Consider the following 14,962-nt stretch of genomic DNA (forward strand, 5'->3'; position numbering starts at 1 on the left):
TTTTATACGTTCAGACACGAGTCCTGATGAAGGTTATCGGCAGCCTCCACCGGGACTTGAGAACTTTCAGAACAGATTTTCGATATCTGTGCTATAGGCTTTACTGACCTTCTCGCCCATCGATTTCAGCTGCTGAATCATGCTGGTGAGCTTACGCGCATAGTTCGGATCGGTGGCGTAGCCCGCGTTCTGCAGTGCCTGAGCGCCCTGCTCCGCGGTTGCCGCCTGTGTAACGGCGGTGTAACGCGGATTTCGGCTCAACAGGCCCACATAGTCGGATAAGGCTTCCAGATAGGAGCTATAGACGCGGAATTTGGCTTTAACCTTCACCGCCGCACCGTTTTCGTATTCAGTGGTGGTGATCTCGGTGGTCGGCCCCTTCCAGCTCGACGTGGCCTTCACGCCGAAGATGTTAAAGCTCGGATCGCCGTTTTCTTTACGGATCTGCCGCTGACCCCAGCCGGACTCCAGCGCCGCCTGCGCGAGGATCAGGTGGTGAGGCACACCGCTCTGTTCACTGGCAAGACGTGCCGGCAGCGAGAGCTGCGCCAGGAAGTCTTTGCTGTCGCCAGAAAGTGGCTCATCGCTGGTACTCGTGGCCTTCGGTATGGCTTTGCGCACCATCTGCGTCAGGGCCTGATTCTGATAACTGGTCACCGTTTGCAGGTCGAACTTCATCGGCACCTGCTGTGGCTTATCATCCGGCTGGATGCCCTGCGCGGCTTCGGTCTGTTTGACAATCATATCAGCCAGACCGAGGCCTTTCCCGGCGGTCATCTGCTGCGCAATCTGCTGGTCATACATGCTGGTGTAAAGACGGGTTGAATCACTGCTGAACATCCCGTCTTTCGGCAGGGTTTCACGCATGCTTTTCAGCATCATCTGTACAAACATCCCTTCCACCTGGCGGGCGACCGGGCGGATATTCGCCGCCGGATCCTTACCTGCTTTGGTTTTCAGTTCGTTGAGCGACTGGGCATCCCAGGCAGCACCGGTCAACAGCTTGCTATCGGTCAGCATCAGATGATTTCCAGTTTGGCGCGCAGACAGCCCGCGCTTTGCATGGATTGCAGAATCGACATCAGATCCATCGGCGTCGCCCCCAGGGCATTCAGGGCCCGAACCACGCTATTGAGGTTCGCGCTGGAGCGTACGCTCTGCAGCGATCCACCGCTCTGGCGCAAATCAATCTGCGTTTGTGGCGTCACCACGGTCTGGCCACCCCCGAACGGGGTATCAGGCTGACTGACGTTGGCGGAACGGTTAACCGTCACGGAGAGGTTACCCTGCGCCACGGCACAGCTGTCGAGCGACACTTCGCGGTTCATTACGACCGAACCGGTGCGCGAGTTGATAATCACTTTGGCATCCTGAACCGGAACATTCACTTCCATATTCTGGATATCAGCCAGCATACGGACCTGGTTGCTGCTGCCGGTAGAGGTGCGGATCTGCACGGTACGGGCATCCAGTGCCGTGGCGCTGCCGTAGCCGCGGCTACGGTTGATGGTGTCGGCAATCTGCTGCGCCATCGTGAAGTCTTCATTATTCAGTTGCAGGTTAATGGTGTTGCCTGCGCCAAACTGGGTCGGCAGTTCACGCTCAATGATCGCACCATTGGTGATACGCCCGCCGTTCAGCTGGTTCACCTGCACACTGCTGCCGCCCGCAGACGCGCCGGCACCGCCGACCAGAATGTTCCCCTGCGCCAGCGCATAAACCTGGCTGTCGACCCCTTTCAGCGGAGTCATCAGCAGCGTGCCACCACGCAGGCTTTTGGCGTTACCCATTGACGAGACCACGACATCAATCGTCTGCCCCTGGCGCGCGAACGCCGGATAGGAGGCGGTGACCATGACCGCGGCCACGTTTTTCAGCTGCATGTTGGTTCCCGCCGGGACGGTAATACCGAGCTGGGAAAGCATGTTGTTCAAACTTTGAGTCGTGAATGGCGTTTGGGTGGTCTGGTCGCCCGTTCCGTCCAGACCCACCACCAGGCCATAGCCAATCAGCGAGTTTTCGCGTACGCCCTGAACGCTGGTGAGATCGCGAATACGGTCAGCCTGGGCAAACGTTGCCACCAGCGCCAGCGCCACGGCGAAGATCGATTTAAACATGGGTCACCTCGCTTACATCGGCGATAAGTTAAGGAAGAAACGCTGCAGCCAACCCATATTTTGCGCTTCATTGATGTAGCCGTTACCGACGTACTCGATGCGCGCATCCGCCACCTGGGTGGACGGAACGGTGTTGGTGCCGCTGATGGTGCGAGGATTAACCACGCCCGAGAAACGAATGAACTCAGTGCCCTGATTGATGGCGATCTGTTTTTCACCCACAACGTGTAAATTGCCGTTAACCAGCACCTGGTCAACCGTCACCGTCAGCGTGCCGCTAAAGGTATTGCTGGCATTCGCGCCACCTTTACCGTTAAAGGTATTGCCGCCAGAGGCCTCGACATCAGCACGCGCATTGCCGAACAGGCCCTGCAGATAGCGTGGAACGGTATCGAAACCGAAATTGGTTTTGCCATCGCGGCTGGCATTCGCCGACGAGCTCTTGCTCGCGCTGACGTTTTCCTGCAGCACAATGGTCAACGTATCGCCGACATTACGCGGGCGGCGATCTTCAAACAGCGGTTGATAGCCATAATTGATTGGCTGCGCGGTCTGGAAAATGGAGCCGTTCACCACTGGCGCCGGGCCAGGAACGGGTTGGGCGGTAGTCGCACCCTGCACTAAAGGTTTAGACGGGATCAAGGCACACCCGCTGAGGGTGACAGCCAGAACAGTCAGTATCGGATAACGAAACGCCGCGTTTTTTTGCATTGCCTTCATCTTCGAAAACAGGGAGCCGGCGCGGCGTTGACCGCACCGGGCTACACCTTAGAGTTGCGTCAGTTTCTGCAGCATCTGGTCGGTCGTCGACACTGCTTTACTGTTAATTTCATACGCGCGCTGGACCTGGATCATATTCACCAGCTCTTCCGCAACGTTCACGTTCGAGGTTTCCACATAACCCTGATACAACAGACCCGCACCGTTGAGGCCCGGGGTGCTTTCATTTGGCGTACCGGAAGATTGCGTTTCGGTGTAGAGGTTCTCACCAATGCTTTCCAGACCGGTGTCGTTCATGAAGGTGGTCAGGTTTAGTTGTCCAACCTGAACAGGTGCGGCCTGCCCCTGCTGCGTCACACTCACCACGCCGTCACGCCCGATAGTAATACTCAGGGCATTCGCCGGGATGGTAATCGCAGGCTGAACCTGGAAACCACCCGCCGTCACCAGCTGACCATTCTGATCGACCTGGAACGATCCGTCGCGGGTATAGGCAGAAGTTCCGTCAGGCAGTTGCACCTGGAAGAACCCCTGGCCTTTGATTGCCACGTCTTTGCTGTTGTTGGTCTGAGACAGGTTGCCCTGGCTATGCAGACGCTCGGTGGCTACCGGACGAACACCGGTACCAATCTGCAGACCGGATGGCAGCGTCGTTTGTTCAGAAGACTGCGCTCCCGGCTGGCGGATGGTTTGATAAAGCAAATCTTCGAAAACGGCACGCTGACGCTTGAAACCATTGGTGCTGACGTTTGCCAGGTTGTTGGCAATCACATCCATGTTGGTTTGCTGCGCGTCCAGGCCAGTTTTCGCGATCCATAAAGAACTGATCATAAGGAGTCCTGTTAACTCATAGCCAGAAGTTGGTTAGCCTTGCCCGCGTTCTCATCAACGCTGCTGATAATCTTCATCTGCATTTCAAAACGACGGGCACTGGCGATCATGTCGGTCATCGCTTCGACCGGCTTGACGTTACTGCCTTCCAGAACGCCGGACATCACGCGGATGCTCGGATCGGCCTGTAACGTGGCCCCCCGAGTGGCCTGGGTCGCCTGGGTCAGACGGAACATCCCGTCATCGCCACGCTGCACCTCTTTGCCTTCCGCCTTCACCAGCTTCAGACGCCCTACGGGCGCAACGGTATTGGCCGGATCGCCCGGGTTCAATGCCGAAATGGTCCCGTCGGCCGCGATAGTCAGCTCAGACCCTTCCGGCACCGTCAGCGGACCCGCTTCACCCATTACCGGATGACCCTGAATCGTCAACTGGCCCGTGGCACTCACCTGGATGTTACCGTTACGGGTATATCCTTCACCGCCGTCAGCGGTCTGCACCGCCAGCCAGCCGTCCTGTTGCAGGGCAACGTCCAGCGGGCGTGAGGTGTAATCCATCTGGCCTGGCGTCATATCCGCACCCGGCGTAGAGGCCGTGACCAGCGTACGCGTCGGCAGGGAGAGCCCTTCCACCGGGACCGCACGCAGCGCATTAAGCTGCGCACGAAAGCCCGGTGTAGAGGCGTTTGCCAGGTTGCTGGCAGTAACAGCCTGCTGATTGAGCGTCTGGCTTGCCGCGCCCATCGCGGTATATATTGCGTGATCCATTGCGCTTTCCTGTCAGCCGCTTAACGCAGGTTAACCAGCGTGTTGAGGATCTGATCCTGGGTTTTGATGGTCTGCGCGTTCGACTGATAGTTACGTTGCGCGACGATCATGTTCACCAGTTCTTTACTCAGATCCACGTTAGACGCCTCCAGCGCACCGTTGGTCAGCGTACCGAAGTTACCGGAGCCCGCGGTACCCAGCAGCGCCACGCCGGAAGACTGGGTGGCAGACCAGACGTTATCGCCTTCAGACTTCAGACCTTCGTTGTTGGCGAAGTTAGCCAGCACGATCTGGCCCAGGGCCTGGGTCTGTTCGTTGGAGTAGTTACCCACCACGGTGCCGTCGTCGTTGATCTGGTAGCTCACCAGGTCACCCGGTTTGTAACCGTTCTGGTTGGTTGCCACGATGTTATTGGCGCCGGTGTTCTGCTGCATGGAATTGGCGAAGCTCATCGCAAACGTGGCTGGCGTTGCACCTGGAACGGTGCCGGTAGTGATATTGATGCTGCCGCCGCCGGTCAGTACGCCGCTGGTGTTGAAGGTCAGCGTGGTCGCCAGGGATGGCGTGCTTCCTGCAACGCTGCCGTCCTGGGCATAGACTTTCCAGGAGTTTGCCGGAGTCGCGTCTTTAACGTAAAACAGGTTCATGTTGTGCGCATTACCCTGGCTGTCAAAGACCGTCACCGTCCCTTTTTTGTTGTAGCTGTCAGGGTTGGTCGGATCAAAGGCCGTGGTTGGCGCGGTGTCAGTAGAGTTCAGGTTGATCTGCTGGGACGCGGTGGTGGTGGATTTCGCCGCCATCAAGGTCGTTGGGATATTGATCGCCTGCGGGTTAGCGCCGGTCTGAACCGTTGGTGGGGTACCCGCAACAGGATAACCGGTTAATTGCAGACCCTGCATGTTCACCAGGTTACGGTTTTCGTCCAGTTTGAACTGACCGTTACGGCTGTAGAACACAGAGCCGTTGGAATCGACCATACGGAAGAAACCGTTCTGGCTGATGGCGACGTCCAGACCACGACCGGTGTTGGTCGTCGTACCGTCGGTAAAGTCCTGAGTGATGCCCGCAACTTTCACGCCCAGACCCACTTTGGAACCGGCAAACATATCTGCAAATGAGGCAGAACCGGATTTAAAACCATAGGTCGCGGAGTTGGCGATGTTGTTGCCAATGACATCCAGGTTGGTGGCCGCAGCATTCAGGCCGCTGACCGCTTGAGAAAAGGCCATGACTTACTCCTGATAAGTGTTAAGGCTTAGATAATCTGCCGAACTTCGTCGAGCGTGGTGGTACCCGAGGTACCCAAATCCAGTTTGTTACCGCCGGCGCCTTTAATCACGCCCTGAACCAGCGCGAACTGCAGTGGCTGCGCCACCAGTTGGGTGGTTCCGTTGCTGGCGCTGATCGCCACTTTGTAAGAACCGTTTGGTGCTTTCGTGCCGTCGGTCAGGCTGCCGTCCCAGGTAAAGGTGTGTACGCCTGCCTTAAGCTCACCAATGTCAATGGTGCGAACCACTGCCCCGCTCGCATCGCTGATCGTCGCAGTCACTTTGTCAGCCGGCTGCTGCAGCTCAACGCCAAACGGCGTGGTGGTCGTGGTTGACGTCCCCTCGGTAGTGCTGGTGCCGGCAAGGATCGTGGTCCCCGGGATCATCACCCCATGACCAATCAGATTCGCAGCCTGCAGAGACTGGCTGTTGTCAATCTGACCGGAAACGGAGCCAAGGGTGGTGTTGAGTTTTTCAATGCCGCTGACGGTACTGATCTGCGCCAGTTGCGTGGTCAGCTCGTTGTTCTGCATCGGATTGGTGGGATCCTGGTTCTTCAGCTGCGCCACCAGCAGCGTCAGAAAGCTGCTCTGCAGATCGGACGCGTTACTGCCCGTCAGGGCGTTGGAACCCGTCGAACTTTTGGCGCCATTAACACCTGAGTTCGTGGGATCATTCACATTTACGGCGATGGACATGCATGTCTCCTTTACTGGCCGAGAGTGAGTGTTTTGAGCATCATGCTCTTCACGGTATTAAGCACTTCGACGTTTGCCTGGTAACTGCGTGACGCCGACATGGAGTTCACCATCTCACCCACCACATCCACGTTAGGCATTTTTACGTAACCGTTCGCATCCGCCAGCGGGTTGCCAGGCTCATACACCAGCTTGTCCGGTGCCTGGCTCTCAACCACATCAGAGACTTTCACACCGCCGGTGGCCGCGCCTGGCGCCGCATCGACCTGAAAGACGACCTGTTTCGCACGATAAGGCTGACCGTCTGGTCCGGTCACGCTGTCGGCGTTCGCCAGGTTACTGGCGGCTACGTTCAGACGTTTGGACTGCGCGGTAAGCGCCGAGCCGGCGATATCAAAAATATTCAGCAAGGCCATTTATCAGTTGCCCCCCTGCAGGACGTTCATCATGCCTTTGATTTGTCCGCCGAGAACGGTCAGGCCTGTCTGGTATTTCAGGCTGTTATCGGCAAACTGTGTACGCTCCCGGTCCATGTCCACGGTGTTACCGTCGAGTGAAGGCTGGTCGGGAATGCGATAAAGCAAATCGGTCGTTGGTGCAGTCATCGTCTGAGCGGGAATATGACGTGAGGAGGTCAGCGCGAGCGCGACACCGCTCCCTTCTGCGCGTCCACGCTCCATCACTTTTTTAAGCTCACTGGAAAAATCAATATCGCGCGCCTGATACCCTGGCGTATCGGCGTTAGCGATATTGGCGGCTAAAATTTCCTGCCGCTGGGCACTTAAATTGAGCGCTTCCTGCTGAAAACGTAACGCGGCGTCGAGTTTATCGAGCATGTCTCCTCCGCTGATGGCAAAATTTCAGTTCACAGCTTAAATCTCAACCCATCCGCCTTATCGACGGAATAAGCGCAAAATGCGTCGCTATTTATTGCGTTGATGAAAAACCACTGCAGGTAGAATTCACTCAATTCTGGAAACGGTGGAACTTGCGATGCAAACGTTAAAACGTGGCCTGATGGCAACTTTCTTGCTTTTTAGCCCCCTGGTGCAGGCGGATGGTTTACAGGATCAGCTAAACACCTTTTTTGCCCAGAAGCTGGCGGGCTTTAGCGATGAAGTTGTCGTCACGGTACGCACGCCACCAAATCTGTATCCCTCCTGTGAGCAGCCGTCATTTACCGTGACCGGCACCACCAGACTGTGGGGGAACGTGAACGTGCTGGCACGCTGCGCCAACGAAAAACGGTATTTACAGGTTGCAGTCCAGGCGACAGGCAATTATGTTGTCGCCGCTGTCCCCATTGCCCGGGGTACCGCACTGCAGGCCAACAGCGTGACGTTGAAACGCGGCCGTCTGGATCAGCTGCCGCCACGGACAATGCTTGAAATTAACCAGGCGCAGGACGCCGTCAGCCTGCGTGATGTCGCACCGGGCCAGCCGATACAGCTGTCTATGCTGCGCCAGGCGTGGCGCGTCAAGGCGGGTCAACAGGTGATGGTGGTGGCCAATGGAGATGGCTTCAGTATCAACAGTGAAGGGAAAGCGTTAAACAATGCCGCGGTGGCGCAAAATGCCCGCGTCAGAATGTCTTCAGGGCAGGTGGTTAGCGGAACCGTCGATTCTGATGGGAATATTCTGATTAACCTATAATCTTTTTAAAGATTTCGCTGCAGCTGCCGATAAATATTCAACTATTGATGATGTCAGGCGCCAACGCCGCGAACCCTCGATGAGGACAACACTATGAGCATTGATCGTACATCAGCCCTGAAGCCGGTAAGCGCTGTACAACCTCGCGAAACGAATGACGCTACGCCGCAGAAAACGCGTCTGGAAAAACCGTCAACGTCTAACAGCACCAGCGTAACCCTGAGCGATGCCCAGGCAAAACTGATGCAGCCAGGCGGCAACGATATCAACATGGAACGTGTTGAAGCGCTGAAAACGGCTATTCGTAACGGCGAGCTGAAAATGGACACCAGCAAAATTGCTGACGCCCTGATTCAGGAAGCGCAGAGTTTCTTACAGAGTAACTAACCGTATGAGTCGACTGTCAGAAATACTGGATCAAATGACGGTTGTCCTGAACGACCTGAAAACGGTAATGGACGCTGAGCAACAGCACCTCTCTTCCGGTCACATCAACGGCAGCGCGTTGCAGCGTATTACTGAAGACAAAAGCTCGCTTCTGGCGACGCTGGATTACCTTGAGCAGCAACGTCGCGCTGAGCAGGATCCTAAGCGCAGTGCTAACGACGATATCGTTGAGCGCTGGCAGACTATTACAGAAAAAACCCAGCATCTTCGCGATCTTAACCAGCATAACGGCTGGCTGCTTGAAGGTCAGATAGAGCGTAATCAGCAAGCGCTTGAGGTGTTAAAACCGCATAAAGAAACCGGGCTGTACGGTGCGGATGGTCAGACAGCAACGGCACGTATTACGGGCGGGAAAAAGATTTCGATTTGAAGCATAAGCGACAAATCAAGCAGTGGGGAGCACCATAAGGTGAACTCCCCTTTTGGCGTTTATGCCGTACGGCGGGCAAACTCTTTCACTTTGAAACCCAACACGGCGAGGGTGGCAAAGTAAGCCACAACCCCAACACCCACCACGGCCATCAGTCGCAGCAGACGATAAGGCATGGTGCCGAGCGACCACTCCGGCATCACGTGCAGCATGCCGAGCAACGCCGCTGCCATCACCAGCACCGCGATAACCAGTCGCACAAGGAAACTCGCCCAGCCCGGCTGCGGCGTGAAGATATCCTGCTTACGCAGCTGCCAGTACAACAGCCCGGCATTCAGACAGGCCGCCAGACCAATAGACAGAGCCAGACCCGCGTGCTTCAGCGGGCCAATAAACGCCAGGTTCATCAACTGGGTCATCACCAGCGTCACCAGGGCAATCTTCACCGGGGTTTTAATGTTCTGACGGGAGTAGAACCCTGGCGCCAGCACTTTAACAACAATCAGCCCCATCAATCCCACCGAGTACGCCACCAGCGCCTGCTGAGTCATGGACGCATCATGGGCTGAAAATTTACCGTACTGGAACAGCGAGACGGTCAGCGGTTTCGCGAGGATCCCCAGCGCCACCGCGCTTGGCAGTGCCAGCAGGAAACAGAGGCGTAAGCCCCAGTCCATCAGGCGGCAATACTCATCATGGTTGCCGCTGGCAAAGCTTTTAGAGAGCGACGGCAGCAGAATCGTCCCCAGCGCGACGCCCAGTACGCCAGAAGGAAACTCCATCAGACGATCAGCGTAGTACATCCAGGAGACCGAACCGGACACCAGGAAAGAGGCAAAGATGGTATTGATGATAAGTGAGATCTGGCTGACAGAAACCCCGAGGATTGCAGGTCCCATCTGCTTCATGACGCGCATTGCGCCGGCATCACGGAAATTAATGCGCGGCAGAACCAGCATGCCAATTTTCTTCAGATGCGGCAGCTGATATGCCAGCTGCAGGACGCCACCCACGGTCACCGCCCAGGCCAGCGCCAGTACCGGCGGGTTGAAATGCGGTGCGGCAAACAGGGCAAAGCCAATCATGCTGACATTCAAAAACGTCGGCGCAAACGCCGGAACGGAGAAGCGGTTCCAGGTATTGAGGATTGCCCCCACCAGCGAGGCCAGTGAGATCAACAGGATATAAGGAAAGGTAATGCGCAGCAGCTGGGTGGTGAGCGCAAATTTATCAGCGGTGTCGGCAAACCCCGGCGCGGTCACCATAATCACCCAGGGCGCAGCCAGCATCCCCAGAACTGTCACAATAGCCAGCGCCAGCGTCAGCAGCCCGGAGACGTAGGCGACAAACACCCGCGTAGCATCTTCGCCCTGCTTGCTTTTATATTCCGCCAGAATTGGAACGAAGGCCTGCGAGAAAGCCCCCTCAGCAAAAATACGGCGCAATAAATTCGGCAGTTTGAACGCGACGAAAAAGGCGTCCGTTGCCATCCCAGCACCAAAAACCCTTGCCACAATGGCATCGCGCGCAAAACCCAGTACGCGAGAAAACATGGTCATCGAGCTGACGGCTGCCAGCGATTTTAATAAGTTCATTAATGTGAATTTCCACAACCATACGGCAAAACGCCTGCAGAGCAGGCGTAATGAATGCCCGACGGCGTTGCGCTTGCGCAGGCCTTCGGATTTGCAGGCCGGGTAGGCGAAAAGCCTCCCGGCGAAACCAACAATCGGCGCTTAGTCTACCCGGATTTAAGGGAATTACTATCGGCAGATGTTACAGAGGGTTATTCACTCATGGCCTCTCGCCAGAGCCGTTCCACGATGCGTTGCGCCATGATGGCCTGTTCACCGGCGGTTTCCGGAACCGTCTGATTTTGCACGCAGCTAATGAAGTGACGGGCGCATCCCGCGAAGCCGCGTTGCTCCAGAGTGCTCTGCCAGCCCGGCGCCGGAAGCGTGACCACACCGTTGCCTTTCTCTTCACGCCACTCCCGCATGTCGGTGATGTCATACAGCGCACCGTCAGTGACGGCCTGGACAAACTCCCGCTGACTGCCCGCACGACGATGCATGCTGGTGGTCACCTGCAGATGTTCCAGCGCAAAGTGGTGCTCGGCGTAGACCATCTCGCCCAGATCGTTGGTCATCAGGGTCCCGCTTTTCAGCTGAGCCTGGCCGTTTGTCAGCCAGAGCGCCGTGTCCACCACGTGCAGATAATCATCGAGAAGCGTAAAGCGCAGATCGTTTGGCCCGACGCTGTCGGTACGGTGTTTATCCATCCTCAGGGAGGCCAGCGCGCCCGGCTGTGACTTCAGCTGCTGATAAAGCGGAGCGAAGCGGCGGTTAAAGCCCACCATCAGCGTCAGGTTCTTGCGTGCCGCCAGCTCTATCAGTCGCTCGGCATCCTGAACGTTCTCCGCCAGGGGCTTATCCACACAGACGTGAACACCGGCATTCAGCAGTTCGCTGACCACCTGATAGTGCGTTGCCGTTGAGGTATGCACAAATACCGCGTCGCACTCGCGGGCAAGATCCGACAGCGAAGCGGCGTATGGTATCCGCCAGGTTGCGCAGATGCGTTCAGCCTTCTCGCGGGTAGGTGACCACGCGCCCTGAAGCGTCCAGTCCGTTGCCGCGCCTAATACCGGTAACCAGGCTTTCTGCGCAATACCGCCAAGCCCCACCACGCCTACACGTAATTTTTTCACTGTTAATCTCCCAAATGTGCCAGCAGTGCGTCCAGGCGCTGCTTCAGCCCAGCGACCTCCTCTTCCAGCGCGTCCACGCGCGCCGTCAGGCTGCCGCTGACAACAGTGGACTCTTGTTCCGTTGCCAGCGTCGCGGTATCCACCTCGCCACTGAAGAGATGCATATAGCGGCTCTCACGCTTGCCCGGTTCGCGTGCCAGACGCACCACGTAAGGGCCATCCTCGCGGGTTGCAAGCCCTTCCAGGGTTTGTTCCACTTCCTGCATATCCGCAAACTCATGCATACGGGAAGCCCGCGTGCGCAGCTCGCCGGGAGTTTGTGCCCCGCGCAGTAAAAGGGTCGTGATCACCGCCACTTCCGCGGCGCTCAACTTCAGGTCGCCGAATTCGGAATTACAAAAACGTTGTTCGTACTTGGTGACGCGGTTTCCGAAGCCGCTGACGGTGCGCAGATAATGGCGTTTCACCAGTTCATCCAGCACATCCTGAACGTCATGCTCGCTGAGGTTCATTACCGGCTCGCGGTTGGTCTTTTGGTTGCAGGCCATCATGACGGCGTTGACAGAGAGCGGATATTGCTCCGGCGTCGTGACCTGTTTTTCCAGCAGGCATCCGACGACGCGCGCTTCTGCACCGCTTAACTGATATTTCATCTCTTCTCCTTAGCGACCCGCTGTCCAGTCCCGGGTGGTTAATGCCGTGAGGACATGGTCGCGCCATTCTCCATCGATCAGCAGATAGTCTTTGGCGTAACCCTCTTTCTCAAACCCTAAACGCGCCAGCAAATTACCGCTGCGCTGATTATGCGGCATATAGTTAGCCATAATACGATGGATATGTTGCGTGCGTTGCATATAACGGATCGCCACCGTTAATGCTTCATACATCAGCCCCTGCCCCTGCCATTTCTGACCGATGGAGTAGCCGAGGTAGCAGGCGTGAAACGATCCGCGCACGACGTTTGAAAAATTGGCGATGCCAATGATCTCTTTTTCTTCGGGATCCAGCAGCGCAAAATAAAACGCACTTCCCTGCTTATGAAATTCCGCAATCATACTGAGGCGCGCCTGCCAGCCGGATGGGTAACAATGGCTCTCATCCCGAACGGGTTCCCAGGGTTTTAAAAACTGGCGATTCTCGGCGTAATAATCCGCCAGACGCCAGGCATCACGCTCATGCACCAGACGAACGACCAGCCTGTCCGTTGTCAGACGCACTTTTGGCACATTACTGCGATAGCCAAACATCGATACCACTCCTTCCCGTCACTTCTGCTGACCCATTAGCTTTACTATACCTGTGCCTGCGCCGTCTGTGAAAACAGTGACATACCATTTTGACCTCTTTTCACATTTTTCGATGAGAACTCTCTATCAAAGCGCTCTTTTGATAAAAAAATATTGTCACGCCCAGGGGTGGGAAAACGCGCAGTAACCCCGCAGAATGTTAGCGTGCTCACCATCCTGTTTTCCCTGGAGGGAAAATGTCCCGCGTATCACAGGCGAGGAGCCTGGGTAAATATTTCCTGCTAGTCGATAACATGCTGGTCGTGCTCGGCTTTTTTGTCGTGTTTCCTCTTATCTCGATCCGCTTTGTCGATCAGATGGGCTGGGCGGCGCTGATGGTTGGCATCGCGCTGGGTTTACGCCAGTTTGTCCAGCAAGGCCTTGGGGTGTTTGGCGGTGCCATTGCTGACCGCTTTGGCGCGAAACCGATGATTGTGACCGGTATGCTGCTGCGTGCGGCAGGCTTTGCCACCATGGCGGTTGCCCATGAGCCCTGGCTTCTGTGGTTCTCCTGCTTTCTCTCCGGGATCGGCGGAACCCTGTTTGACCCGCCGCGTACCGCGCTGGTGGTGAAGTTAATTCGCCCGCAGCACCGCGGACGTTTCTTCTCGATTTTGATGATGCAGGACAGCGCGGGCGCGGTAATTGGCGCGCTTCTGGGGAGCTGGTTGCTGCAGTACGATTTCCGTCTGGTCTGCGCGGCTGGCGCGGTGCTCTTTATTCTGTGCGCCCTCTTTAATGGCCTGTATCTGCCAGCATGGAAATTGTCGACGGTGAAAGCGCCGGTACGCGAAGGGCTGGGCCGCGTCCTGCACGACAAACGTTTTGTCACCTACGTATTGACCCTGACGGGTTACTACATGCTTGCCGTGCAGGTGATGCTGATGCTGCCTATCATGGTGAATGATATTGCAGGAACCCCGGCCGCCGTGAAATGGATGTACGCCATCGAAGCCGCGCTTTCGCTGACGCTGCTCTATCCGATTGCCCGCTGGAGCGAACGGCGTTTTCGCCTGGAGCATCGTCTGATGGCCGGGCTGTTTTTAATGACACTGAGCATGATGCCCATCGGTCTGGTGAATTCTCTCCAGCAGCTGTTTACGCTGATTTGCACCTTCTATATCGGCTCTATCATCGCCGAGCCGGCTCGTGAGACGCTGAGCGCCTCGCTTGCAGATGCGCGTGCCCGCGGCAGCTATATGGGGTTCAGCCGACTCGGTCTGGCCTTTGGTGGGGCTTTGGGTTACGCCGGCGGCGGCTGGCTGTTTGATGCAGGCAAAGCGCTGAATCAACCGGAACTGCCGTGGATGATGCTCGGCGCGGTGGGCTTTATGACGCTGCTGGCCCTCTGGTGGCAGTTCAGCCAGAAGCGCAGCGCAAGCGGCATGCTCGAACCGGGCGCGTAGCCCTTCCCTCTGGCGGGAGGTCCCTCCCGCCTCACTTCTCAGTTTTTTCTGCTGGTTTCTGCCATTTCACACTGACATACTGACGTAACAGGACAGAAGCGCCGATTTTTCGTTGAGGAACACTATGAAGAAAATTGTCATTGCCGCTGCATTCATTGTCAGCGGTCTGCTGGTGGGCTGTAACCAGCTTACGCAATACACCGTCAGTGAACAGGAAATTAATCAGGCGCTGGAAAAACATAACAACTTTTCAAAAGACATCGGCGTGCCCGGGCTTGCAGATGCGCATATCGTCCTCAGTAACCTGACCAGCCAGATAGGACGTGAAGAGCCAAACAAAGTGACGCTGAACGGGGATGCAAACCTCGATATGACCTCCCTCTTCGGCAACCAGAAAGCCAATATCAAGCTGAAGCTGAAAGCGCTGCCGGTCTTTAACAAAGAGAAAGGGGCTATTTACCTGCAGGAGATGGAAGTTGTCGATGCGGAAGTCACGCCGGACAAGATGAAATCTGTGCTGCAAACCCTGATGCCTTATCTGAATCAGTCGCTGCGTAACTATTTTAATCAGCAGCCAGCCTATGTCTTAAGTGAAGACAAGAGCAAGGGTGAAGCGCTTGCGAAAAAGTATGCTAAAGGGATAGAGGTGAAACCGGGAGAAATCATTATTCCCTTCACTGATTAATCCG

At 56.3% G+C, this 14,962-nt stretch carries 18 protein-coding genes; 5 read left to right on the top strand and 13 right to left on the bottom strand.

What is annotated here, in order from left to right; genetic code table 11:
• Positions 1–66: 66 nt before the first annotated feature.
• The 9 genes from flgJ to flgB are packed head-to-tail and all read right to left on the bottom strand — an operon-like array spanning position 67 to position 7,237.
• Positions 67–1,020: a flagellar assembly peptidoglycan hydrolase FlgJ gene (flgJ, locus tag QLG09_RS10705; protein WP_063214591.1), complete on the bottom strand. Its 954-nt coding sequence runs from the start codon at positions 1,018–1,020 to the stop codon at positions 67–69.
• Positions 1,020–2,117: a flagellar basal body P-ring protein FlgI gene (locus QLG09_RS10710; RefSeq protein WP_014169561.1), complete on the bottom strand. Its 1,098-nt coding sequence runs from the start codon at positions 2,115–2,117 to the stop codon at positions 1,020–1,022. Before QLG09_RS10710 ends, flgJ begins: the two co-directional genes overlap by 1 nt.
• Before the next feature lie 12 nt (positions 2,118–2,129).
• The gene (gene flgH / locus QLG09_RS10715; protein ID WP_023311139.1) at positions 2,130–2,828 is read right to left on the bottom strand and encodes a flagellar basal body L-ring protein FlgH; all 699 of its coding nucleotides are present in this window, start codon (positions 2,826–2,828) and stop codon (positions 2,130–2,132) included.
• Positions 2,829–2,885: 57 nt separating this feature from the next.
• Positions 2,886–3,668: a flagellar basal-body rod protein FlgG gene (gene flgG / locus QLG09_RS10720; protein WP_008500810.1), complete on the bottom strand. Its 783-nt coding sequence runs from the start codon at positions 3,666–3,668 to the stop codon at positions 2,886–2,888.
• 11 nt (positions 3,669–3,679) lie between these two features.
• Positions 3,680–4,435, bottom strand: a complete 756-nt coding sequence (locus QLG09_RS10725; protein WP_014169559.1) for a flagellar basal body rod protein FlgF — start codon at positions 4,433–4,435, stop codon at positions 3,680–3,682.
• Between the two features lie 20 nt (positions 4,436–4,455).
• On the bottom strand, positions 4,456–5,664 hold the full coding sequence (gene flgE / locus QLG09_RS10730; RefSeq protein WP_014169558.1) for a flagellar hook protein FlgE: 1,209 nt from the start codon (positions 5,662–5,664) through the stop codon (positions 4,456–4,458).
• Between the two features lie 26 nt (positions 5,665–5,690).
• Positions 5,691–6,401, bottom strand: coding sequence for a flagellar hook assembly protein FlgD (gene flgD / locus QLG09_RS10735; RefSeq protein ID WP_020884678.1), 711 nt, complete (start codon positions 6,399–6,401; stop codon positions 5,691–5,693).
• A gap of 11 nt (positions 6,402–6,412) precedes the next feature.
• A complete protein-coding gene (gene flgC, locus QLG09_RS10740) occupies positions 6,413–6,817 on the bottom strand; it encodes a flagellar basal body rod protein FlgC (RefSeq protein ID WP_013097138.1) in 405 nt (134 codons plus the stop codon).
• Positions 6,818–6,820: 3 nt separating this feature from the next.
• The gene (gene flgB, locus QLG09_RS10745) at positions 6,821–7,237 is read right to left on the bottom strand and encodes a flagellar basal body rod protein FlgB (protein ID WP_282488901.1); all 417 of its coding nucleotides are present in this window, start codon (positions 7,235–7,237) and stop codon (positions 6,821–6,823) included.
• A 157-nt stretch (positions 7,238–7,394) separates the two neighbouring features.
• Here flgB and flgA point away from each other — a divergent pair, with 157 nt between their 5' ends.
• From flgA to flgN, 3 genes are all read left to right on the top strand, one after another.
• Positions 7,395–8,054: a flagellar basal body P-ring formation chaperone FlgA gene (gene flgA, locus QLG09_RS10750; RefSeq protein ID WP_020884679.1), complete on the top strand. Its 660-nt coding sequence runs from the start codon at positions 7,395–7,397 to the stop codon at positions 8,052–8,054.
• Positions 8,055–8,147: 93 nt separating this feature from the next.
• Complete coding sequence (gene flgM / locus QLG09_RS10755) at positions 8,148–8,441, top strand: flagellar biosynthesis anti-sigma factor FlgM (protein ID WP_014169554.1); 294 nt, start codon at positions 8,148–8,150, stop codon at positions 8,439–8,441.
• 4 nt (positions 8,442–8,445) lie between these two features.
• Positions 8,446–8,871: a flagella biosynthesis chaperone FlgN gene (gene flgN / locus QLG09_RS10760; RefSeq protein WP_025204463.1), complete on the top strand. Its 426-nt coding sequence runs from the start codon at positions 8,446–8,448 to the stop codon at positions 8,869–8,871.
• A 59-nt stretch (positions 8,872–8,930) separates the two neighbouring features.
• Here the strand turns inward: flgN and murJ are convergent, their stop codons facing one another.
• The 4 genes from murJ to rimJ all read right to left on the bottom strand — a co-directional run bounded on the left by murJ (position 8,931) and on the right by rimJ (position 12,828).
• Positions 8,931–10,466: a murein biosynthesis integral membrane protein MurJ gene (murJ, locus tag QLG09_RS10765; RefSeq protein ID WP_049022475.1), complete on the bottom strand. Its 1,536-nt coding sequence runs from the start codon at positions 10,464–10,466 to the stop codon at positions 8,931–8,933.
• Positions 10,467–10,657: 191 nt separating this feature from the next.
• Complete coding sequence (locus QLG09_RS10770; RefSeq protein WP_020884683.1) at positions 10,658–11,581, bottom strand: Gfo/Idh/MocA family oxidoreductase; 924 nt, start codon at positions 11,579–11,581, stop codon at positions 10,658–10,660.
• Positions 11,582–11,583: 2 nt separating this feature from the next.
• On the bottom strand, positions 11,584–12,234 hold the full coding sequence (locus QLG09_RS10775; protein ID WP_020884684.1) for a YceH family protein: 651 nt from the start codon (positions 12,232–12,234) through the stop codon (positions 11,584–11,586).
• 9 nt (positions 12,235–12,243) lie between these two features.
• Complete coding sequence (gene rimJ, locus QLG09_RS10780) at positions 12,244–12,828, bottom strand: ribosomal protein S5-alanine N-acetyltransferase (protein WP_013097146.1); 585 nt, start codon at positions 12,826–12,828, stop codon at positions 12,244–12,246.
• Between the two features lie 236 nt (positions 12,829–13,064).
• Between rimJ and mdtH the strand changes: the two genes are divergently transcribed.
• Both mdtH and QLG09_RS10790 read left to right on the top strand, forming a co-directional pair.
• Positions 13,065–14,273: a multidrug efflux MFS transporter MdtH gene (gene mdtH / locus QLG09_RS10785; RefSeq protein ID WP_014169547.1), complete on the top strand. Its 1,209-nt coding sequence runs from the start codon at positions 13,065–13,067 to the stop codon at positions 14,271–14,273.
• Between the two features lie 124 nt (positions 14,274–14,397).
• Positions 14,398–14,958, top strand: coding sequence for a lipoprotein (locus QLG09_RS10790; protein ID WP_020884685.1), 561 nt, complete (start codon positions 14,398–14,400; stop codon positions 14,956–14,958).
• The last annotated feature ends 4 nt before the right edge of the window (positions 14,959–14,962 follow it).

It is taken from the genome of Enterobacter sp. V89_11 (genome assembly GCF_029967775.1).
Lineage (GTDB): Bacteria > Pseudomonadota > Gammaproteobacteria > Enterobacterales > Enterobacteriaceae > Enterobacter > Enterobacter ludwigii.

Coding starts and splice junctions, on each gene's coding strand:
- QLG09_RS10725 (WP_014169559.1), bottom strand. CDS start 4,435: ATGGATCACGCAATATATACCGCGATGGGCGCGGCAAGCCAGACGCTC.
- flgB (WP_282488901.1), bottom strand. CDS start 7,237: ATGCTCGATAAACTCGACGCCGCGTTACGTTTTCAGCAGGAAGCGCTC.
- rimJ (WP_013097146.1), bottom strand. CDS start 12,828: ATGTTTGGCTATCGCAGTAATGTGCCAAAAGTGCGTCTGACAACGGAC.
- QLG09_RS10775 (WP_020884684.1), bottom strand. CDS start 12,234: ATGAAATATCAGTTAAGCGGTGCAGAAGCGCGCGTCGTCGGATGCCTG.
- QLG09_RS10710 (WP_014169561.1), bottom strand. CDS start 2,117: ATGTTTAAATCGATCTTCGCCGTGGCGCTGGCGCTGGTGGCAACGTTT.
- flgJ (WP_063214591.1), bottom strand. CDS start 1,020: ATGCTGACCGATAGCAAGCTGTTGACCGGTGCTGCCTGGGATGCCCAG.
- flgH (WP_023311139.1), bottom strand. CDS start 2,828: ATGCAAAAAAACGCGGCGTTTCGTTATCCGATACTGACTGTTCTGGCT.
- flgD (WP_020884678.1), bottom strand. CDS start 6,401: ATGTCCATCGCCGTAAATGTGAATGATCCCACGAACTCAGGTGTTAAT.
- QLG09_RS10790 (WP_020884685.1), top strand. CDS start 14,398: ATGAAGAAAATTGTCATTGCCGCTGCATTCATTGTCAGCGGTCTGCTG.
- murJ (WP_049022475.1), bottom strand. CDS start 10,466: ATGAACTTATTAAAATCGCTGGCAGCCGTCAGCTCGATGACCATGTTT.
- flgN (WP_025204463.1), top strand. CDS start 8,446: ATGAGTCGACTGTCAGAAATACTGGATCAAATGACGGTTGTCCTGAAC.
- flgG (WP_008500810.1), bottom strand. CDS start 3,668: ATGATCAGTTCTTTATGGATCGCGAAAACTGGCCTGGACGCGCAGCAA.
- flgC (WP_013097138.1), bottom strand. CDS start 6,817: ATGGCCTTGCTGAATATTTTTGATATCGCCGGCTCGGCGCTTACCGCG.
- flgE (WP_014169558.1), bottom strand. CDS start 5,664: ATGGCCTTTTCTCAAGCGGTCAGCGGCCTGAATGCTGCGGCCACCAAC.
- mdtH (WP_014169547.1), top strand. CDS start 13,065: ATGTCCCGCGTATCACAGGCGAGGAGCCTGGGTAAATATTTCCTGCTA.
- flgM (WP_014169554.1), top strand. CDS start 8,148: ATGAGCATTGATCGTACATCAGCCCTGAAGCCGGTAAGCGCTGTACAA.
- flgA (WP_020884679.1), top strand. CDS start 7,395: ATGCAAACGTTAAAACGTGGCCTGATGGCAACTTTCTTGCTTTTTAGC.